At 62.9% G+C, this 20904-nt stretch carries 18 protein-coding genes; 4 read left to right on the forward strand and 14 right to left on the reverse strand.

Features of this window, described 5'->3' with window-relative positions:
- Positions 1-44: 44 nt before the first annotated feature.
- From infB to rimP, 4 genes are all read right to left on the reverse strand, one after another.
- Positions 45-2984, reverse strand: coding sequence for a translation initiation factor IF-2 (infB, locus tag CCICO_RS07020; protein WP_018020351.1), 2940 nt, complete (start codon positions 2982-2984; stop codon positions 45-47).
- A gap of 139 nt (positions 2985-3123) precedes the next feature.
- Positions 3124-3471, reverse strand: a complete 348-nt coding sequence (locus tag CCICO_RS07025; protein WP_083878346.1) for a YlxR family protein — start codon at positions 3469-3471, stop codon at positions 3124-3126.
- Between the two features lie 324 nt (positions 3472-3795).
- On the reverse strand, positions 3796-4788 hold the full coding sequence (gene nusA, locus CCICO_RS07030) for a transcription termination factor NusA (protein WP_018020350.1): 993 nt from the start codon (positions 4786-4788) through the stop codon (positions 3796-3798).
- A complete protein-coding gene (gene rimP, locus CCICO_RS07035; protein WP_026161564.1) occupies positions 4785-5396 on the reverse strand; it encodes a ribosome maturation factor RimP in 612 nt (203 codons plus the stop codon). The genes nusA and rimP overlap by 4 nt, the downstream gene beginning before the upstream one ends.
- A 31-nt stretch (positions 5397-5427) precedes the next feature.
- Between rimP and CCICO_RS07040 the strand changes: the two genes are divergently transcribed.
- Entirely contained in the window at positions 5428-6324 is an 897-nt protein-coding gene (locus CCICO_RS07040) for a hypothetical protein (protein ID WP_156809900.1), read from the forward strand.
- Between the two features lie 89 nt (positions 6325-6413).
- On the opposite strand, the gene CCICO_RS07045 is transcribed toward CCICO_RS07040, so the two are convergent.
- The 4 genes from CCICO_RS07045 to CCICO_RS07060 all read right to left on the reverse strand — a co-directional run bounded on the left by CCICO_RS07045 (position 6414) and on the right by CCICO_RS07060 (position 10634).
- Positions 6414-6605, reverse strand: a complete 192-nt coding sequence (locus CCICO_RS07045) for an antitoxin (protein ID WP_018020347.1) — start codon at positions 6603-6605, stop codon at positions 6414-6416.
- A 185-nt stretch (positions 6606-6790) separates the two neighbouring features.
- Positions 6791-7603 (reverse strand): LPXTG cell wall anchor domain-containing protein, encoded by an 813-nt coding sequence (locus CCICO_RS07050; RefSeq protein WP_301354442.1) that lies wholly within the window; start codon positions 7601-7603, stop codon positions 6791-6793.
- Between the two features lie 212 nt (positions 7604-7815).
- Entirely contained in the window at positions 7816-8592 is a 777-nt protein-coding gene (gene nagB, locus CCICO_RS07055; RefSeq protein WP_018019078.1) for a glucosamine-6-phosphate deaminase, read from the reverse strand.
- Between the two features lie 275 nt (positions 8593-8867).
- Positions 8868-10634 carry a proline--tRNA ligase gene (locus tag CCICO_RS07060; RefSeq protein WP_018019079.1) on the reverse strand — a complete coding sequence of 589 codons (1767 nt, stop codon included), beginning with the start codon at positions 10632-10634 and terminating at the stop codon, positions 8868-8870.
- A gap of 32 nt (positions 10635-10666) precedes the next feature.
- Here CCICO_RS07060 and CCICO_RS07065 point away from each other — a divergent pair, with 32 nt between their 5' ends.
- A complete protein-coding gene (locus CCICO_RS07065) occupies positions 10667-11401 on the forward strand; it encodes a YaaA family protein (protein WP_026161334.1) in 735 nt (244 codons plus the stop codon).
- On the opposite strand, the gene cobA is transcribed toward CCICO_RS07065, so the two are convergent.
- The 6 genes from cobA to mqo form a co-directional block, all read right to left on the reverse strand.
- A complete protein-coding gene (gene cobA / locus CCICO_RS07070) occupies positions 11398-12132 on the reverse strand; it encodes a uroporphyrinogen-III C-methyltransferase (protein ID WP_083878253.1) in 735 nt (244 codons plus the stop codon). The genes CCICO_RS07065 and cobA overlap by 4 nt on opposite strands.
- Before the next feature lie 39 nt (positions 12133-12171).
- The gene (locus tag CCICO_RS07075) at positions 12172-13536 is read right to left on the reverse strand and encodes a cobyrinic acid a,c-diamide synthase CobB (protein WP_018019082.1); all 1365 of its coding nucleotides are present in this window, start codon (positions 13534-13536) and stop codon (positions 12172-12174) included.
- The gene (cobO, locus tag CCICO_RS07080; RefSeq protein WP_018019083.1) at positions 13530-14138 is read right to left on the reverse strand and encodes a cob(I)yrinic acid a,c-diamide adenosyltransferase; all 609 of its coding nucleotides are present in this window, start codon (positions 14136-14138) and stop codon (positions 13530-13532) included. Before cobO ends, CCICO_RS07075 begins: the two co-directional genes overlap by 7 nt.
- 95 nt (positions 14139-14233) lie before the next feature.
- On the reverse strand, positions 14234-14980 hold the full coding sequence (locus tag CCICO_RS07085; RefSeq protein WP_018019084.1) for a VWA domain-containing protein: 747 nt from the start codon (positions 14978-14980) through the stop codon (positions 14234-14236).
- A 19-nt stretch (positions 14981-14999) separates the two neighbouring features.
- On the reverse strand, positions 15000-16097 hold the full coding sequence (locus tag CCICO_RS07090) for a magnesium chelatase ATPase subunit I (protein ID WP_018019085.1): 1098 nt from the start codon (positions 16095-16097) through the stop codon (positions 15000-15002).
- 1 nt (position 16098) lies between these two features.
- Positions 16099-17601 carry a malate dehydrogenase (quinone) gene (mqo, locus tag CCICO_RS07095; RefSeq protein WP_018019086.1) on the reverse strand — a complete coding sequence of 501 codons (1503 nt, stop codon included), beginning with the start codon at positions 17599-17601 and terminating at the stop codon, positions 16099-16101.
- Positions 17602-18281: 680 nt separating this feature from the next.
- Here mqo and CCICO_RS07100 point away from each other — a divergent pair.
- Together CCICO_RS07100 and mtr are read left to right on the forward strand one after the other, a co-directional pair.
- Positions 18282-19274 (forward strand): alpha/beta hydrolase, encoded by a 993-nt coding sequence (locus tag CCICO_RS07100; RefSeq protein ID WP_301355013.1) that lies wholly within the window; start codon positions 18282-18284, stop codon positions 19272-19274.
- Positions 19275-19415: 141 nt separating this feature from the next.
- Positions 19416-20807 carry a mycothione reductase gene (gene mtr, locus CCICO_RS07105; RefSeq protein WP_018019088.1) on the forward strand — a complete coding sequence of 464 codons (1392 nt, stop codon included), beginning with the start codon at positions 19416-19418 and terminating at the stop codon, positions 20805-20807.
- Positions 20808-20904: the final 97 nt, after the last annotated feature.

Consider the following 20904-nt stretch of genomic DNA (forward strand, 5'->3'; position numbering starts at 1 on the left):
GTGTGGGTCCCGCGGCTCAGCAGCGCCAAGCCGAGCGGGGTGTCTTAGGTGCGGGGCACCTCAACCTCTTCGTAGACCTCGATGATGTCATCGACCTGGATGTCCGGGTAGGACAGCACCATACCGCACTCGTAACCGGCGGCAACCTCGGTGACATCGTCCTTCTCGCGGCGCAGCGACTCGATGGTCGCCTTGTCCGTGACCACGTTGCCGTCGCGGATCAGGCGCACCTTCGCATTGCGACGCACCTTGCCGGACTCCACCATGCAGCCTGCGATGAGGCCCACGGAGGATGCCTTGAACAGCTGACGGATCTCGGCGCGGCCAACTTCGCGCTCCTCGTAGATCGGCTTGAGCATGCCGCGCAGGGCAGCCTCCACCTCTTCGAGAGCACGGTAGATGACCGTGTAGTAGCGGATGTCCACGCCCTCGGCGTTGGCCTCCTCGGTGGCCTTGCCCTCGGAACGGACGTTGAAGGCGATGATCACAGCATCCGAGGCGGCAGCCAGGGACACGTTGGTCTGGGTGACGGCACCCACACCGCGGTCGATGATCTCCAGCTGAACTTCCTCGTCCACCTCGATCTTGAGCAGGGCATCTTCCAGTGCCTCCACGGAACCGGCGTTGTCGCCCTTCAGGATCAGGTTGAGGGTGTTGGTTTCCTTCAACACCGAATCCAGATCCTCCAAGGAGATACGCTTCTTCGCACGTGCCTGCATGGCGTTACGACGGCGCGCGTTACGGCGATCGGCGATTTGGCGTGCCATGCGGTCATCGTCGACCACCAGCAGGTTGTCACCGGCACCGGGCACAGAGTTCAGACCCTGCACCTGCACGGGGCGAGACGGGCCCGCCTCGTCCACGTCATTGCCGTACTCGTCCACCATGCGGCGTACGCGACCATAGGCGTCGCCGGCCACGATGGAATCGCCGACGCGCAAGGTACCGCGCTGCACGATGACGGTGGCCACCGGACCACGGCCGCGGTCCAGGTGTGCCTCGATAGCCACACCCTGGGCGTCCATGTTCGGGTTCGCGGTGAGCTCCAGGGAGGCGTCTGCGGTCAGCAGCACAGCCTCAAGCAGTCCATCAATGTTGGTGGCCTGCTTAGCGGAGATGTCCACGAACATGGTGTCTCCGCCGTAGTCTTCCGGAACCAAGCCGTACTCGGTGAGCTGGCCGCGGATCTTGTCCGGGTTCGCACCCGGCTTATCGATCTTGTTCACGGCCACCACGATCGGCACATCAGCGGCCTTCGCGTGGTTGATGGCCTCCACGGTCTGCGGCATCACGCCATCGTCCGCGGCAACCACCAGAATCGCGATATCGGTGGAGCTTGCACCACGGGCACGCATAGCGGTAAACGCCTCGTGCCCCGGGGTATCCAGCAGGGTCACCGTGCGCTCCTGGCCTTCAATTTCCACATCGACCTGGTAGGCGCCGATGCCCTGGGTGATGCCACCGGCCTCACGGCGAGCCTCGTTGGACTTACGGATGGTGTCCAGCAGTCGAGTCTTACCGTGGTCCACGTGGCCCATCACGGTCACCACCGGCGGGCGCTTCTCCAGCAAGGAGTCATCGCCCTCGTCCTCACCGAACTGCAGGTCGAAGGACTCGAGCAGCTCACGGTCTTCATCCTCAGGCGAGACAACCTCAACCTTGTAGTTGATCTCCTCGCCCAGCAGCTGCAAGGTTTCATCCGAGACAGATGCCGTAGCGGTCACAATCTCGCCGAGATTAAATAGTGCCTGCACCAGCGAAGATGCATCTGCACCGATCTTCTCCGCGAAATCGGACAGGGAGGCACCGCGGGCCAGACGCAAGGTCTTGCCGCCGCCGTCCGGCAACCGCACGCCACCAACGACGTTCGGTGCCTTCATTGCCTCGTACTCGTTACGCTTCTGCCGCTTCGACTTGCGGCCCTTGCGCGGTGCGCCACCGGGACGACCGAAGGCGCCAGCAGTACCACCGCGACGTCCACCGCGTCCGCGGAAACCGCCGCCGGGACCGCCGGGGCCACCGGGACCACCCGGTCCGCCGTGACCACCACGGCCGCGACCGCCACCACGGTTACCCGCAGCGGAGCGCGACGGCATCTGGCCCGGGCTCGGGTGATTCGGCATCATGGCCGGGGTGGGGCGACGACCGCCGCCCTGACGCTCCTGGCCACCCTGGCCGCCCTGCTGCTGACCGCGGGGCTTCCCACGACCCGGCTTAGCACCAGGCTTCGCGCCCGGCTTGGCGCCGCCCTGACCCTGGCCTTGCTGGCCCTGGCCACCACGGTGCCCACCCGGACGCGGTGCCGGGTTGGTGCCGGTGGAGAAGGGGTTATTGGCCACGCGCGGGGCACGCCCACCCGGCTTCGGGCCGGGCTTGGGGCGCGGACGGGGCTTGGGCATGGCAGCCTCAGCAGCGGGCTTATCCGCCTGCTGCGCTGCGGATTGCTCACCCTGGTTGTTCTTCTGGCCACCCTGCGCAGCCTGGAAGCTGGGCTTGGGAGCGCCCGAGGAAGCAGGCGCGTCCTGCGCTGCGGCCTCCTCGCTACCCTGAGCGGCGGCGGGCTTCGCGGCCGGCTTCGCGCCAGGCTTAGCCGCAGGCTTCGCCCCGGGCTTGGCAGACGTTGCAGAAGCAGAAGGCTTAGGCGCCTTTTCGGCCGATTTCTGGGCGGCACCGGGCTTCGCGGCTGGCTTCGCGCCAGGTTTAGCCGCGGGCTTTGCCCCGGGCTTGGCAGACGTTGCAGAAGCAGAAGGCTTAGGCGCCTTCTCGGCGGACTTGCCCGCGTTGTCTCCCGCCGGCTTCTCGGCGGCGCCAGCCTCGGCACTCTGCGCGGCGTAGTGCGCGCGCATCTTCTTAATCACCGGCGGCTCGATCGTCGACGATGCAGTTTTTACAAATTCGCCCTGCTCTTTGAGTGTGGCGAGTAGGTCTTTGCTCTTGATACCGAGCTCTTTCGCGAGCTCATGTACGCGTAGCTTTCCTGGCACTTCTCTCCTCGTAGTTTGTGTAGAGGCGAGCGGCCAAAGAAATCGTTCTTCACAGCTGGGTGAAGGGCGCTTTTCGAGGGGCCTGCTGCCTCTACGGTTGTGTGTGGACGTTCATCGCTGATGCTTCATCGTGTGCTCATCAGTGTTCGAATCTTCCTTCTGTGTTATCCCGCTGCACACACTGGCTTTTCGAGGCGCCTGTCGGTTCCTCGAGCGATGCAATGTAAGTGCGAACGGGCTGTGTATCCACCGTGGCGGATACCCGTAGGGCGCGCGCAAAACTGCGCCGCTTGCAGGCGAGCTCATAGCTAGCCAACGAGGGTTGAATCCACGCCCCTCTCCCCGGCAATACAGCGCGAGGATCGGCGACGATGCGTGTGGCATCGCTGGGATCAACAACCACCCGCAGCAACTCGGACGCGGGAAACAGGCGACGGCTAGCGATACACATCCGGTGGGGAGTGTGCGCTGCTTTCGACTGCGTCATCCGGTCCTTTCTTTATCCACCGCACTGTGTGAGAGCACGGCTGGTGTGAGCTCTGCTTCTCACCTTCGGTGTGTGCATCCGGGTTTTAGGGCATGAAGACCCACCGGCTGTCATCACACGTGTGTGAGCCGAGAACAAGTGTACGCGAAAGCTGCCGAAATGTTTAACAGAACCTTAAAACCGCCCTGCATTGTCCGCCCAGAAGGCGCAACACACGAGCGGCTACAAGGATTTACCCTCGTGCTGATCGACGCCACCTCCCCGCCTCGCAAGCCTTAGGTCAGGCTCTGGGGCGAGCAGCAGGCGAGACGGCCACTGGGTGGATTATTCGGCGTCGGAGTGGATATCGATCTTCCACCCGGTCAGGCGCGCTGCTAGGCGAGCGTTTTGGCCTTCACGGCCAATAGCCAGGGAGAGCTGATAGTCCGGCACGACCACGCGGGCGATCTGGTTTTCGAGGTCGGTGATCTCCACCGATACCACCTTGGAGGGTGCCAAGGCGTTGCCCACATAATGCTGGGGGTCATCGGAGTAGTCGATGATATCGATCTTCTCGCCGCCGAGGGCCTTCATGATGTTGCTCACGCGCTGGCCCCGCGGACCAATGCAGGCTCCCTTGGCGTTAAGGCCCTTGACGGTGCCGCGCACGGCCACCTTCGAGCGGTGGCCGGCCTCACGGGCAATGCTGACAATCTCCACGGCTCCATCTTCCACCTCGGGGATTTCCAGCTCGAAGAGTTTCCGAACCAGCTCGGGGTGGGTACGCGAGAGGTTAATCTGCACCGCACGCGGCCCCTTGGACACGCCCACCACGTAGCTTTTCACGCGATCGCCGTGCTTGAGGTTCTCGCCAGGGATCTGCTCGGCGGGGATGAGGATGCCATCGTGACCATCGGCCTCGGTACCGAGCTGCACCACCACGATGCCCTTCTCATTGGCGCGGGCATCGGCCTGCACCACACCGGAGATCACGGTGTTTTCAAAGCGGGTGTATTCATCGAATACGCGGTTAGCCTCGGCCTCGCGCAGGCGAGCCACAATGGCGTTGCGCACGGCCAACGCGGCGGTGCGGTTGAAGTTCGAGGGAGTGTCGTCTCGCTCGGAGAGCACACTGCCGTCCTCGTCCACTTCACTAAGGATCACGGCAACCTTGCCGGTTGCGGTATCGATGTCCACCCGAGCCCGTGTGGACTCATCCATGGGGTAGTTCTGCCGGTAGGTTTCAAGCAGAGCGTCGGCAATCGTGGACAGCAGTTCCGACACTGCAATTCCCTTGTCCTTCTCGATTGCGCTGAGCGCCTGGACATCAATGTTCACTTGTGATCCTCTCGCCACTGCAGGGCATTTTCGTACGACATATCGGCAAGCTGCGTCTCGGCAGCTGGCGCGTTGGCGAACTCAATTTCTACCACCGCGCGATCAATATCGCCCAATCCTAGCGCGTGCACATCCAACTCGCCGGCTTTCCTCCCCGCCTTCTTCGCTTCTTTCTTAGACAGCTGGGAGATCACAATCACCGAGGTGTGCTCACTATCAAGCGCCCCTACCCGACCACGCAGTTGACGATCACCGAGAGTCACGGCGACCAGCCGACCACGGTTGCGATGCCAGTGGCGAGGGGTAGTGAGAGGACGATCCACCCCAGGGGTGGAGACCTCGAGCGTATATTCCTGAGCACCGAAAACGAGCTGGCCTGCCGCCTCGGCTTCATCCAGCGCGGTGGAGATGTCACCGGCGGCTACCTCAACTGCCTCGAGGCCGGGCGTTGCGGCGTCCATGCCAGCGCTGGCGGCCGCGTCCACGATGATGGCGATCACGGACTTCGCCCCGGCGCGGTTGATCTTCACCTCCTCCACATCCATCCCGTGGGACTGGGCGATCGGAGAAATAACTGAGTGAAGTGCATCTTTAGACGGAAAAGCCATGCTCGCAAGCATACAGGTATGCTTTCTACTCATGATTCGAATGAGCCGCAGGCAGTTTCTTCTCGCTTCCTCAGCGCTGTGGGCTGGGGCAACACTGGCCTCGTGTGCTCCCTACCGGTCCGTGGATGAGGGTTTGGAAGAGCTCGCGATCGGCGCTGAGGCGGATGCTCAGGCACAGCCACCCATTGCGGAGATGCGCCAGAACCACGCCCGCATGCTGATTTTGGAAAACAACCGCCGCTGCGGTATCGACGAGCAGGGTTCTTCTCCCCAGCGCTGCTCTGTGGACGAGCTGGATGCCGCCGCTATTGCCCAGCGCGCCGCCGAGGTGCCTAGCGATCTGGCGGTGGCGCTGACCGATTCCGCCCACGCCACCAAAGACGGGCTATCGACAATCGGTTCGGACTCATGGCTGGTTCTGGGCAGCATCTACGCCGAACTTCTGACCCGACTGTATGAGCAGCAACCGGATCAAGCGAAGACGGTGATGAGCTTTGATTCCATTCCTGCCGAGGATGTGTCCTTGAGCAAGTCTGAAAAGGCGGAGTTATTGCAGCTCATCGCTTTTCACGAAGCGGCTATTTATGGCCTGGGAACCGCGGAGGCTTTTGCTTCTGGCCAGCACGCGGATCTTTTTGCGGACATGGGCACCGATCACCGCGTGCTCGTGGTGGCACTCACCCAGATCGCCGCCGCGAACGATCTCGAGCCAGAAACGGCCCCCACCAGCTATCGCATGGAGGGCTATGAGCAGATGAGCGATGCCGCCACCGCCGATGTTTTTGTCCGGCAGCTCTGCGATAACGGCCGCGGGATGTGGGATCATTTCCTCACCGAGGCATCGCATTCAACGGCAGCACAGGTTGGCTTCCAGGCTGTGGCAATGCTTGCCGTGCATTCTCAACGTTTGGCTGCGGTAGGCGTCTAAGCGCGCGCTTTTCGACGCCACCCTTATCAACACACAAGCCACCGCCCAGCAGTAGGTGCTAGGCGGTGGCTTCTTCGTGCGCTAAGAGCTTAGTTCTCGCCCTCGGCAGGCTGCTCGGCGGAGCCGCCGAACTTGTCATCAATGGCGTCGCGGGCCTTGTCCACCTTGTCGGCGTGCTCGTTGCCGAGTTTGTCCTTGGCCACCTGCTCGCCCTTGTCGAGGACGTCGTTACGCTTGTCGTCGTCGCTCAGGAATTCCTTTGCCTTATCCATGATGCCCATGGAGAATCACACCTTTCAATCTATGTTGCTGTGTATTTACCCCGACAATGCTAACGAATCAGGGGTGCACACGCGCAACTATCCCCCTTTACCGCAGAGAGACGCACGCACATCACACGGCCACGCGGCTCATCTCTAGGGTGAGACCGCGTGGCCGGTGGTGAAACGGATGGGGTGCAACGATTTTAGGAGGCGCGGCGGCGCAGTGCCACCAAGCCCGCGCCAGCGGCTGCCACAGCGAGGCCGCCTAGGGCCACCAGGCCTACGTTCGCGCCGGTATTAGCCAGGCTTGGCCCGGAGTGAGACTTCTCCTGCTTGTTCCCAGGCTGCTTCTTGTGGCTCTGCTTGTCCTTATGATCCTGCTTGTCCTTGTGCTCGTTGCTGGGAGCTGGGGTGCTGGACTGTTCTTTCTTATCCCCGTGCTCACCTTCCTTGTCAGAGGAGCCCTTTCCGGTGCCGGCACCAGGTGCGGGGGTCTCCCCTTCAGCTGCCGGAGCCTTTCCTTCATCCTTGGGCTTGCCCTCGGGGGACGTGGTCTCATCCTTGGGCTTGCCCTCGGGGGACGTGGTCTCATCCTTGGGCTTGCCCTCGGGGGACGTGGTCTCATCCTTGGGCTTGCCCTCGGGGGACGTGGTCTCATCCTTGGGCTTGCCCTCGGGGGACGTGGTCTCATCCTTGGGCTTGCCCTCGGAGGACGTGGTCTCATCCTTGGGCTTGCCCTCGGAAGACGTGGTCTCATCCTTGGGCTTGCCCTCGGAGGACGTGGATTCATCCTTGGACTTCTTGTCTGGCGTGGTGCCATTGTTGGCACCCTCGAAGGGACCGCTCGTTGCTGGTGTGGTCGTGGAATTGGCGCCAGCTGGCGTCGAGCCTTGATCAGCTGTACCTTCCGCAGCGGCGGCGATCCCGCCAGAAAGCATGAGACCAGCGGCGGCCACAGCGGCCACGCCGAGACGCAGGGTACGAGCAGCGGACACGCTGTGAGAGAGGGAAGTCATAGACATTGCAGCGTCTTTCTCTTCTTCGTGACGTTTCTCGAGAGGTAGTTCGAGAACACGCCAAGGGCATGGGTGGAGATGAGTGAGTTCGAACAGCTGAAGCATCAAGGTGGAATTACCTTCGCTACAGCTCAGAAACACCTAAGAAATATCCTAGTTTCGTCGCCCTACCTACACAAGAGGTTGCGCCCCCAAAAAGGGGCTTAACGCTGCTACGATGTCCGAGCTCGGCGTTGTTTTTCGGCGGCGATATAAAACTCTCGATCCAACAGCTGCGAGGCGGCCGCACTATCGACAATCACCGTGCAGTTGGGGTGGAATTGCAAAATGCTGGCCGGGCAGTGCGCTGTTACGGGCCCCTCTACCATGGCCGCCACGGCCGGCGCCTTGGATTCCCCGGTAGCCAGCAGCACAGGGTGCTCGGCGGCACGAATCGTTGCAAGCCCTTGGGTGATGGCCTCTCGGGGAACCTCATCGATCGATGAGAAAAAGCGGGCGTTATCGCGCACGGTCTGTGGGTGCAGGATCACTCGGTGCGTCGGCGAGTCGAAGGCTGAGCCGGGTTCATTAAAGCCGATATGGCCATCCGAGCCGATTCCTAGAAGCTGCAGGCTCACCCCTGCGGCCCGCACCGTCTCCTCGTAGCGGGCGGCTTCTGCGGCCACCGAGCTCGCTTGCCCATTGGGGCTATGCACGCGGGAATCATCGATATCGACTTGCTCGGAGAATTCGCGCCGAATGGTGCGATAATAGCTATTCTCATCGGCACGATCGATACCGATGTACTCATCGAGCATGTACACGCTCGTGTTCGCGAAGCTGATCTCGCCTGCTTGGTAGCGCGCAATGAGTTCCTTGTAGGTGGCGATGGGAGTGGAGCCGGTGGCCAACCCGATGGATACCTCCCCCTTGCCTCGCACGGTGTCGGCAATCATGTCGGCAGCGATCGTGGCAACCTCAGCGGGGGACTCGGTGATAATTACGCGCATAGCGTCCCTTTCTTCTCTTCGCGCACCTGCTCTGCCCACTCTGTTGCGCGGCGGCTGGCCTACACAACACGATGGCCTAGGCGCGCGGCCTCACGGTGTGCTGGGATATCTCGCGCTTCCCTGCCCTATCTACCTTCGGTGCGGCACGCGCCCATTGAAGGCACCAACACAAAAGGTGGCATGGGAGAAATAATCCCATGCCACCTAGCTTACACACTCATCAGACGTCTTACCTACGCGGGAGGTGGCGTCGATACTGCGCGGACACCACAGGCCTATCGACGCCCCGCGTTGACGAGCTCGACTACCCGGTCGGCCACCTCATCGACGGCAACGTTCTCAGCCTCGCCGCCGCGGGAACGCACCTCAATGGTGCCCTCCTTGTAGCCGCGGCCCACCACGGCCATGAACGGCATGCCCAGCAGCTCGGCGTCCTTGAACTTCACGCCCGCGCCAATCTTCGGACGATCATCGAAGAGCACATCGATACCGCGGGCCGACAACTCCTCGGCCAGGTTCTCCGCCGCCTCCGCAGCCTCGGCGTCCTTGTTGGCGATCACCACGTGCACCTCGTACGGCGCCACGGCCACCGGCCAGTTCAGCCCCTTCTCGTCATGGGTTTGCTCGGCGATCACAGCGAGCAGACGCGACACGCCCACCCCGTAGGAGCCCATCGTGGGCACAGCGCGCTTGCCGTTTTCATCCAGAATCTGCACATCAAAGGCCTCGGTATATTTCCGGCCCAGCTGGAAGATGTGGCCGATCTCGATACCGCGCTCGAGGCTAAGCACACCCATGCCCTCCGGGGCAGGATCGCCCTCACGGACCTCTGCGACCTCCACGAATTCATCTACCTCGAAGTCGCGACCCACCGTCATGTTCACGGCGTGGCGGCCCTGCTCATCCGCGCCGGTGATCCAACTGCTGCCGCGCACCACCCGCGGGTCGGCGTACACGCTGAGCTCACGCTCGTTGAACGCCCGCGGGCCCACATAGCCCTTGACCACGAAGGGGTTGTCAGCGAAGTCCTTCTCCTCAGCCAGCTCCACCTCGGCGGGCTCGAGGCTCGCAGCCAAACGCCCCATGTCCACCTCGCGGTCACCGGGCAGCAGCACTGCGGCTAGGCGGGGCGCCTCGGCACCAGGATCACTCACTCGCACCACGATGCACTTCAGAGTATCGCCAGCTTCAACAGCGCGGCCGTCGATACTCACGCCGTTGCTGTTGGCCCAATCCACCAACGCAGGAATGGTGCTGGCCTCGGGGGTGTCATACACTTGGGCGGCGGGGGCCGCGGCGGGATCCCGCTCCTCGCCGGCGGGAGTGACCACGGCCTCCACATTGGCGGCGTAGTCTCCCTCGGTGGCACGCACAAAGGTATCTTCACCAGTGGGGCTGATAGCCAAGAACTCCTCGGAGGCCGACCCACCCATCGCTCCAGAAGTGGCGGCGCAAATCACGTAGTTCACGCCCAGCCGGTCGAAGATATTCTGATAGGCCTGCCGGTGCAGCAGGTAGGACTGCTCCAGCCCGGCATCGTCCATATTGAAGGAGTAGGAATCCTTCATCACAAACTCGCGGCCTCGCAAAATACCGGCGCGGGGGCGCTCCTCGTCGCGGTACTTGGTTTGCACCTGATAGAGGATCACCGGAAAGTCCTTGTAGGAGCTGTACATGTCCTTGACCGTGAGGGTGAACATCTCCTCGTGGGTCGGCCCCAGCAGCATGTCTGCGCCCTTGCGGTCCTTCAGGCGAAAGACATTATCGCCGTACTCGGTCCAGCGGTTGGACTGCTCATAGGGTCCGCGCGGGAGCAGTCCGGGAAAGCGCAGCTCCTGAGCGCCGATGGCGTTCATCTCCTCGCGCACGACCTTCTCGATCTTGTCCAGCGCCCGCACTCCCAGCGGCAGCATGGAATAGATGCCAGGGGCATTGCGTCGAAGGTATCCGGCGCGCACCAAAAGCTTATGGCTGGGGACTTCCGCGTCGGCGGGATCATCGCGCAGCGTGCGCAAAAACAGCTGAGACAGGCGTGTAATCATGGTGACCGATCTTACTAGCTAGACTCGTGGGCGTGCTCATTGTGCTCCCACCCTCTGAAACCAAGTCCTTCGGCGGCGATGGCGCGCCGCTTTCGCTCGATGCCCTCAGCTTTCAGGGTCTAAACCCGGTCCGCGAAGAAATCGCCGAGGATCTCACACGTCTGAACGCTGAGCAGGCCCGCAGCGCGCTTAAGCTGAACAAGAACTTTGACGAAGAGTTCGCCGCCAATCAGCAGCTGTGGACCTCCCCCACCGCCCCGGCTCTCAGCCGCTATACCGGCGTGCTTTTCGACGCCCTCTGCCCGGCCACTCTCCCGCCCGCGCGGTGGAGCCGCCTGGCGGTCGGATCGGCCTTGTTTGGCGTCCTCGGTGGGAATGATCCCATCCCCCACTATCGGCTTTCAGCTGGTACGAAGCTGCCGCGCCGCGAGGATCCGAGTGCAGCCGCGCCAACGATGAAAAAACGGTGGTCCACGGCCATCACCGAAGCCCTCGCCGCAATCGATGGACTCGTACTGGACTTTCGCTCCGGCGCCTATCACAACCTAGGCCCTCTTCCCTCCGCCGCCACGGTGCGGGTGGAAACAGAAGAAGGCAAGGTGGTGAGTCACTTCAATAAGCATTACAAGGGCGAGCTGGCTCGCGTGCTGTGCCTGAACGAGGAGGAGGCCACCACCCTCGACGAGGTGGTGGAGATCGGCCGCAATGCGGGGCTCGCGATTAGCCTCAGTGGCCCGACGCAGCTCACGCTCGTCGTGCAGCGTTAAAGGCTGGGCACCTCTAGCCCGGCCACCTCACCGATCACGATCACCGCAGGCGGGGCGATATCGGCGTCCACAATGGACTCGCCTGCAGTCTCAAGGGTGCAGCGCAGCACCTTCTGTTCGGCGGTGGTGCCCTCTTGGATGACTGCTACAGGGGTCTGGGGGCTACGTCCTTCTTGGATGAGCCGCTGGGCGATGGCACCGGAGTTTTTCACCCCCATGATCACCACGAGGGTGCCGCCGGTGGAGGCCAGCGCCGTCCAATCGTTAAGCGAAGAAGGATTATCGGGGGCGAGGTGGCCTGAGATGACGGTGAAGGAATGCACCACCCCGCGCTGGGTCACGGGAATCTGCGCGGCCGCCGGTACAGCGATCGCGCTCGTCACCCCAGGCACCACGGTGCAGGCAACGCCGGCCTCCGCGCAGGCCTGAAGCTCCTCAAAGCCGCGGCCAAACACGTAGGGGTCTCCGCCCTTGAGCCGGGCCACCTTTTTACCCGCCCGAGCGTGGGTGATCAGCAGCTCGTTCGTCTTTTCCTGTGCCACCTGCCGGCCATAGGGCAGCTTGGATACATCGATGATCTCCTTGGTGGAGACGTCGCAAAGCTTGTCTAATTCGGCGCTCGGACCGAGGTGATCAGTAAGGATCACGTCGGCCTCCTGCAGGGCATGCATGCCCCGCACCGTAATCAGATCCCACGCCCCGGGTCCGCCACCAATAAGAGTCACTGTCATAAGTGGTGAGTGTAGTGGCCCTAGTGGCGAAAAATCGATTCAGCGGTGGGCGGCGGCAGCGCGCACGAAGTGAGCGATCGACTGCGGCACACTCGCCGGGTGCACGTGAAGATAGGAGGCGTGGATGGTGTCTGAGATGAACCCTTCGGCCACAGCCGCACCGTCCCAGCCGCGCCAGCCCCATGCCGGCTGGAAACCCGTCGCGGTCTCCTCGGCAAGAGCGGTGTGGTGGAACTCGTGGCCGGTCACCCGTTGGCCAGCGTCGTAAAGCACCGAGGGCTCGAGCGCCACCGCCTCCCGGTATCCCAGTTTCAGCCGCCGTCCCATGGCGCCGTGGGTGCCGATGGCACCCACCATGGGATGGGCATCGAGGGTCTTCAATAGCCACAGCAGGCCAGCGCATTCTGCGTGAACCGGCTTGCCCGCAGCAATATGCTCCTGCACCGCTGCGGTCACGCTGCGGCGGGCGGCGAGCTCTTCCACATGCTCCTCGGGGAACCCACCTGGAATGATAAGGCCCTCGCATTCGGGTAGCTCTTCATGCAGCGGGTCAAACTCCACGACTTGGGCGCCGGCAGCACCGAGCAGTTCGGTGTGTTCGGCGTAGGCGAAGCTAAAGACCGGCCCAGAGGCGAGAGCGATCCGCGGCGCAGCCGCCACGGGTTCTACTTCTGCGGTGGGATCCCACGCGGGGCCATCGTAGTGGCAGGTGGCAAGGTCTAACACAGCATCAATATCCACATAGGATTCGATCATGTCGGCCATGCGGGCCACGGCATCGACTGCTGCCCCACCCTGTTCGGCGGCGGTGACCAACCCGAGGTGCCTGGAGGGTACCTCCACCTTGTCGATGCGGGGGATGATGCCCACCACCGGCACTCCCGTGTTTTCAATAGCGCGGCGGCACACCTCAGCGTGGCGGTCGGTGCCAGCTTTGTTGATGATCGCCCCAGCGATGCGCACCTCGGGGTGGTGGGTGGCGAAACCGCGCACAATGGCTCCGGCGGATTGGCTCATGCCGCGCACATCGACCACGAGGATCACCGGCATACCGAGAAGCGCGGCGATCTCGGCGGTGGATCCGGCCCCAGCGTCATCTGGGGAGTCGGTGATGCGGCCGTCGAAAAGCCCCATCACCCCTTCCATCACTGCAATATCGCATCCAGCAGAGCCGTGGGCATAGAGCGGGCCAATGCGCTCTCGCGAGCACATCACCGAATCGAGGTTACGCCCCACCCGCTGGGCGGCGAGTCCGTGATAACCAGGATCGATATAGTCGGGGCCCACCTTGAAAGGGGCAACCCGCATGCGTCGAGCGAGTGCGCCCATGAGCCCGGTGGCGATGGTAGTTTTGCCCGTGCCCGAGGCTGTCGCCGCGATGCACACGCCGGGCACGCTTACCATTCGATTCCCTTCTGGCCCTTACGGCCTTGGTCCATGGGGTGTTTCACCTTGGTCATGGTGGTGACCAGATCGGCCACCTCGAGCAAGCGCGGGTGAGCATCGCGGCCTGTCATTACTACATGCTGGGTACCGGGGCGATGCGCGAGGGTGTCCACCACATCATCCACGTCGATCCAGCCCCACTTGATCGGATAGGTGAACTCGTCCAGCACATAGAGATCGTGGGTTTCGTTCTCAAGCCGGCGTTTGATTTCCTCCCAACCCTCGCGCGCGTCACGGGCGTGGTCTTGCTCATCGCCGCGCTTTTTCGCCCAGCTCCAGCCTTCTCCCATCTTGTGCCACTCCACCAGGGGCTCGTCGGTGAGCTCATTCAGCCGGGTAAAGACGGACTCCTCGCCCACGCGCCACTTGGCGGATTTCACGAACTGAAAAACTCCGATCTTCCAGCCTTGATTCCACGCCCGCAACGCCATGCCGAAAGCAGCGGTGGACTTACCCTTGCCCTCCCCGGTGTGCACCGCGGTGATGGGCAGCATGCGCCGCTGCCGCGTGGTGAGACCATCATCAGGAATATTTTTCGGGTCAACTTTGCCTTGGGGCATAGCGGTGGCTCGCTTTCGCACTGGGGGTGATTCTTGTGTGCCATAGTAGCGAGTCCCCCACCCCAGCTCGACGAGGAGGTGGGACCCCAGCGCGGCTAGAGCGACTCGATTGCTCCGGCCACAGTGTCGGAGTTGAGCTCGGCGAGCTGCACGCACGGGGCACGCAGATGCTCCGCGAGAGTGCGGGCTAGTCCTAGGCGCACTCGGGCAGAGACCTCGCAGTCGATTACAACAGCACCACTAAGCCCCTTGGCCGCAATGGCATCGGCGGCGCTATAGGCCTCTTTCATCCCATAGCTGCCGGTGGCACGACCATCGGAAAGGACCACCATGATGGCCCGCCGCCCAGGTTCCTTGCGCGCTTGGCGAGTAATGAGCTGATCGGCCATCACCAACCCCTCGGCGAGTGGGGTGCGCCCTCCTACCCGTGCATCCTGCAGCCGGCGCCGTGCCACATCGATGGAACTCGTCGGCGGCAACAAGAGCTCAGGGGCACGCCCTCGCACGGTAATCACCGCCACCTTGTCGCGGCGGATATAGGCATCCTCGAGAATCGATTCGACTGCCCCAGTTACCGCCTCGAGGCGGGTGCGTCCAGCCACCGAGCCGGAGGCATCGACCACGAACACGATGAGGTTGGATTCCCGGCCTGCTTTGATGGAGGAACGCACATCCTCTGGCCGCAGCTCTAATCTGCCGCCACTGACGGTGGCGCCCCGCTCGGCGGCAGCCATAGCGGTGGCCACCACATGCACCCCACGGCCGTCAGTGGTGGAGCGGATCACCGCCCCCTCGCTCGACAGCGCTTTGGAACGCCGGCCAGGGTTGGCCTCCTCACCCATGCCGCGACGGCGCAGCGTTCTAGCGGCGAAAGGGAGCGCCCATAGAGGCGCTATCACCCTTTCCATCGCCGCGCTGCGGCTCGGTGTCGGGTTCCTCCTCAGATCCATCCCCCTCCGGCTGCGGGAGGTCCTCCGAACTGTCGGCGGGATCGTCCGGCTCTGGCTCGGTGGGCGGTTCAGCGGGGTCGGGGTTATCTTCGATGGCTTGGTCCAGCTTCTCGTCCAACTCGGACTCGTCCATACCGGGCTCATCGAAGGGATTGCGGCGCTTGCGGTGGGGCAATGCGAGCTGGGCGGCGACTCGGACATCCTCATCGTCTACCACCTCGTTGCCGCGCAGCGCCGCATGGGCAATGGCGGTGCGGGCGATCACGATGTCGGCACGCATGCCATCGACATCGAAAGCTGCACAGAGCTGGGCGATGCGTGCCACCTGAACGGACGGCAGCTGCACGTGAGCCACCGCAGCCCGGGCGGCATCGAGCTGTTGCTTCAGCGCCGCGTCGTGTTCCTGCCACTGCGCTGCGAAGCCGTGGGGATCGTTTTCATAGGCTAGGCGGCGAGTGATGATCTCCCCGCGCACCTTCGGGTCTTTCGAGCCTGCAACCTCGACTGCCAGCCCGAAACGGTCGAGCAGCTGCGGCCGCAGCTCACCTTCTTCAGGGTTCATGGTGCCCACCAGCACGAACTGCGCGGGGGCACTGTAGGAGACTCCATCGCGTTCGATGGTGACTCGGCCGGTGGCGGCGGCATCAAGCAGTGCATCCACGAGGTGATCTGCGAGGAGGTTGACCTCATCCACGTAGAGGATGCCGCCATCGGCCTCGGCGAGTAGGCCGGGCTTGTACTCGGCTTTACCGGTGGTGAGGATGGTCTCAACATTAATTGAGCCCACCACACGGTCCTCGGTAGCGCCGAGGGGAAGGTTGACGAGTGAGCCGTCAAGAAGCGGAGCAAAGCCACGCACCATGGTGGTTTTGGCGGTGCCTTTTTCTCCACGCACGCACACACCCCCGATCCCTGGTGAGATTGCGTTGAGAAGCAGGGCCAGCCGGAGCTGATCCTGCCCCACGATCGCGGTGAATGGAAAACCAGGAACGGGGGTGTGTTCAGTCACATTAATCCTCGAGCTTCAGTGTCTTCTGGGTGCGCTCCCACGTCTCCTCGAAGAGCTGCGGGTTCGCTGCCAGCTTAACACCGTAAGAGGGAACCATATCCTTAATCTTCGGTCCCCACTCCACCATGCGCTCACCGAAGCAGCGCTCGAGCACCTCGAGCATGGCGGCCGGGGCGATAGAGGCCCCCGGGGAAGCGCCGAGGATGCCGGCGATGCTGCCCTCGGAGTTGTTGATCAAGGAGGTACCAAAGGCGAGGGTGGAGAAGCTCGGACCAGCAACCGGCTGGATAGCCTGCACGCGCTGACCAGCGGTGACCAGCTCCCAGTCTTCGTCACGGGCGGTCGGCATGTACTCGCGCAGCGACTCCATGCGAGCCTTTTGATCCTTCAGCAGCTCGGTGATCAAGTACTTGGTCAGGCCCATCTCCTGCACACCCACGCCCAGGTAGGACAGCAGGTTGCTCGGACGGATGGACTTAAACAGATCCAGGTTAGAGCCGGTCTTGAGGAACTTCGGGGTCCAACCTGCGTAGGGGCCGAAGAGCAGACCGCGCTTGCCGTCGATGACACGGGTGTCCAGGTGCGGCACGGACATCGGCGGAGCCCCCACGGAGGCCTTGCCGTAGACCTTCGCAGCGTGCTGTTCGATGAGCTCGTCGTTGGTGCAGCGCAGCCACTGGCCGGAGACGGGGAAACCGCCCCAACCGCGGATCTCGGGGATGCCGGCCTTCTGCAGCAGCGGCAGCGCCATGCCACCGGCGCCAACGAAGACAAAGCTGGCGGTGATCACGGAGGTGTCACCGGTGTGCACGTTCTTCGTGGTGATCTTCCACTTCTTGCCGTCCTGCTTGAGGTTTGTCACCTCGTGGCCGTAGCGCAGCTCGGTGCCGGCCTCCTTGAGACCCTGGATGAACTGCTTGGTTTGGGCGCCATAGTTGATGTCCGTACCAGCGGAGGTCCACGAAATGGACACCGGCTCTGCGGAGAAGTCGCGGCCCTGAGCCATCAACGGCAGCTTCTCGGAGAACACATCCTCGTCATCGGAGTACTCCATGCCCGGGAAGAGCGGGTGGCCCTTGAGCGCCTCGTAGCGCTTCTTCAGGTAGGACACCTGGTCCTCGCCGTGAGCGAAGGACACGTGAGGCACGGGGTTGATGAACTCGCGCGGATCCTTCAGGATGCCGGTGTCCAGCTGGTGCGACCAGAACTGGCGCGACACCTGGAACTTCTCGTTGATGTTGATGGCCTTGTCAATATCAATACGCCCCTTAACCTCGGGGGTGTAGTTGAGCTCGCACAGGGCGGAGTGGCCAGTACCTGCGTTGTTCCAGGGGGAGGAGGATTCCTGCGCTGGGGCGTCGAGACGCTCCAAGATGATCTGGCTCCAAGAAGGCTCCAGCTGCTTCAACATTGCGGCGAGGGTGGCGCTCATGATGCCGGCGCCGACAAACGCTACATCCACTTCATCGCGTACCTGGGCAGTAGCTGCCTTGGAATCTGACACGTTGGTCCAACTTCCTTAATTCTCTATCTACGGTGCTCTCACGCGTTGTTCATTCTCGCGCAGGCCCCACACAATTCAGCACGCACTGCCCACCACCGCGATGGAAGAAACATCCGATGGGGGCAGCCATAGCAGAAGGGGTGCGGCCCGTACAAACGCCTCGCGCCCACAGGCTCCCTCGGTGGGTGCACACGCGACGCGATGGCGATTGTGATGCTTCAAGTTTACGCGCCCACGCAGGTCCGCAAGCACTTTTTTACAGGTCCTACCACAGCTCAGCGCGGGTGCTCGGGGCCACAGCGCTTATCGACGCCACGTCGAAGGCACCATCACGCTGGCGTTTTCACAGCAGCCGCTCAGCATCCTCAGTGCAGAGCGCCCCTCCCGCCATGGCCATGCCCACCACTCTTTCACCCCCAAAAGAGCGAAACTGGGCGTGGGCCACACCCCCGCATTTTTGGATGTGTGGACTCCCCTGCGCACAGCTGCGACCATCGTTGACAGTGACGCGGCTCGCGTGCAGTAGCACCGCTTAAGTTTTCTCACACTCGCCGTCTAGCGCGCGCAACACGGGGCGCTCTGCCTAGGGCACGTGAGCTCAGCCTCGCGGCCGATGATGGGCGTAGAGTTGGCCGCGCAAGAATGCTCTTTCGGGCAGGAACACTCGATGCTTGAGGAAAGTGAGGATGGACGTGGACGTGGGCGTCGATAAGCCTCTTCAGTGGCAACCGGACCGTTTAGGCCCCGACTATGAGTACGCGCTGTGCGAGCTCGGCCCCGACCCCGATGGGGAGAGTCCGGTGTGTGCCGCAGTGGTACGCCACCACGGCGAGCACGACCATGCGGCAGTCATGGTGCACGGAATGAGCGATTATTTCTTCCACGACCACGTAGCCCGCTATCTTCACGCGGCGGGCATCCGCACCTACGCGGTGGATCTGCGTAAATGCGGACGAGCGCTGCGCACGGGCCAGACACCGCACTATGCCAGCGACATGCGGCTCTACCGCGAAGATCTCGAAGCCGCCGTGCAACATGTGGCGGCCTCCCATTCTCACGTGAGCGTGATGGCCCATTCCACCGGTGCCCTAGCGGTAGCCGAATGGCTCGCGCACACCGAACTGCACATCGATTCCGTGGTGTACAACAGCCCTTGGCTGGAAATGCTCGGCCCACGGCGGCTCCGGCCACATATTCCTCGGCTGTCCCACGCCATCACGCGCGTGCGTCCGCAAGCCCTGCTACGCCAGAAGCCGGACCCAGTCTACGGCGAGTCCCTACACCGCGGCTATCAAGGCGAATGGGACTACGATCTGCGGCTCAAACCACTAGCCGGTTTTCCCAAAAGGCTGAGGTGGCTGCGCGCGGTGGCGGAATCCCAGCGACGCCTGGCCCGCAACGAGCTACGCACCAGCGTACCCAGCCTCGTGCTCACCTCTGAGCGTTCCAGCACCGGCTCGACGCTGAGCGACGCCCATTCCAGCGACGTCGTGCTTGACGTCGCCGACATCTGGGCACGTGCCCCGCACCTGTCCACTGTGCTCGGCATCACCGCCATTCCCTCAGCGATGCACGATGTGTACCTGTCGCCCCAGCCCACCCGCACCCGCGCCCTTGAGGCAACGGTTGCGTGGATCCGCCGGCATGACGGCACTGCGCCCCTGCCCCACTAACTGGCCTGCCCCGATAACAGGGCAGAGGAGCACGGCGGCGCCACATTGACACGAGCACTACTGTGTACATAGGGATAGGACATCCAGATTTCTCACCCAGATTTCAATTAAGAACTACCTATTGAAGGAGACTGTTTTTCTATGGCCACTGCCGCGGAGAAGCATTATGACCTCGTGATTATCGGCACCGGATCGGGTAACTCGATTCCGGGCCCAGAATTTGAGGATAAATCCATCGCGATCGTGGAGAAGGGCACCTTCGGTGGCACCTGCCTGAACGTGGGCTGCATCCCCACCAAGATGTTCGTCTACGCCGCCGAACAGGCCCGCGCCGCCGCACACAGCGAGCGCTATAACCTCGACACCCAGTTCAACTCCGTGGACTGGCCCGCACTGCGCGAGCGTGTCTTCGGTGATCGCATCGATAAGATCGCTGCCGGTGGTGAGGAGTACCGCCGCGGGGATGAGACCCCGAATATTGATGTCTATGACGGCCACGCCCGATTTGTGGACACCAAGACCATCGCCACCGCCGATGGCGACACCCCGGTGGTCATCTCCGGCGAGCAAATCGTGCTGGCCGTTGGCTCCCGCCCGCAGATCGTGCCGCCGTACGCCGACTCGGATTTCCGCTACTACACCAACGAGGACATCATGCGCCTCGAAGACCTGCCGAAGTCCATCATCATCCACGGCGGCGGATTCATCGCGGCCGAGTTCGCGCATGTCTTCCACGACCTAGGCTCCACGGTGACCGTGATCAACCGCTCCCCGCGCATGATGAAGGCTCTCGACGCCGACCTCACGGAGCACTTCACCGAAGTCGCCGAGAAGACCTGGAACACCTACCTGGGCCACGACATCACCGAGGCCGTCAACACCGACGACGGCGTGCGCGTCACCCTCGATGACGGCACTGTGCTGGAGGCCGATGTCTTCCTCGCCGCCACCGGTCGGGTGCCCAATGGCGATCAGCTCGACGCCGAAAAGTCCGGCATCGAGCTCGACGGCCCCCGCATCAAGGTGGACGAGTATGGCCGCACGAGCTGCGAGGGCGTCTGGGCCCTTGGTGATTGCAGTTCCCCCTACCTGCTCAAGCATGTGGCTAACGCCGAGATGCGCGCCGTGCGCCACAACTTGCTGTACCCCGAGGATCTGCGCCCCATGCCGCACGAGAACGTACCGTCTGCAGTGTTCACCCACCCGCAGATCGCTACGGTGGGCCTCACCGAGCAGCAGGCCCGCGACGAGGGCTATGACATCACCGTCAAGATCCAAAAGTACGGCGATGTGGCCTATGGATGGGCGATGGAAGACGAGTCGAACTTTGTCAAGCTCATCGCCGACCGCGCTACCGGCCAGCTTCTGGGTGCACACTTCATCGGCCCCGAGGCCGCCACCCTCATCCACCAGCTCATCACCGTGATGACCTTCAAGCTGGATGTGCGCCAGGTGGCCAGCGAGCAATACTGGATCCATCCCGCCCTGCCAGAGCTGGTGGAGAATGCTCTGCTGGGCTTGGACTTCTCCTAGCCCACGCCGGCCCGCATGCCCTCTACAAGGGCAACACACAGCGGCAGCCGAGCGCGCCGCCTCCCGCTATGCAGCGTGACGTAGCTGCATGCGAGGC

Source organism: Corynebacterium ciconiae DSM 44920 (assembly GCF_030440575.1).
GTDB classification, from domain to species: Bacteria; Actinomycetota; Actinomycetes; order Mycobacteriales; family Mycobacteriaceae; genus Corynebacterium; species Corynebacterium ciconiae.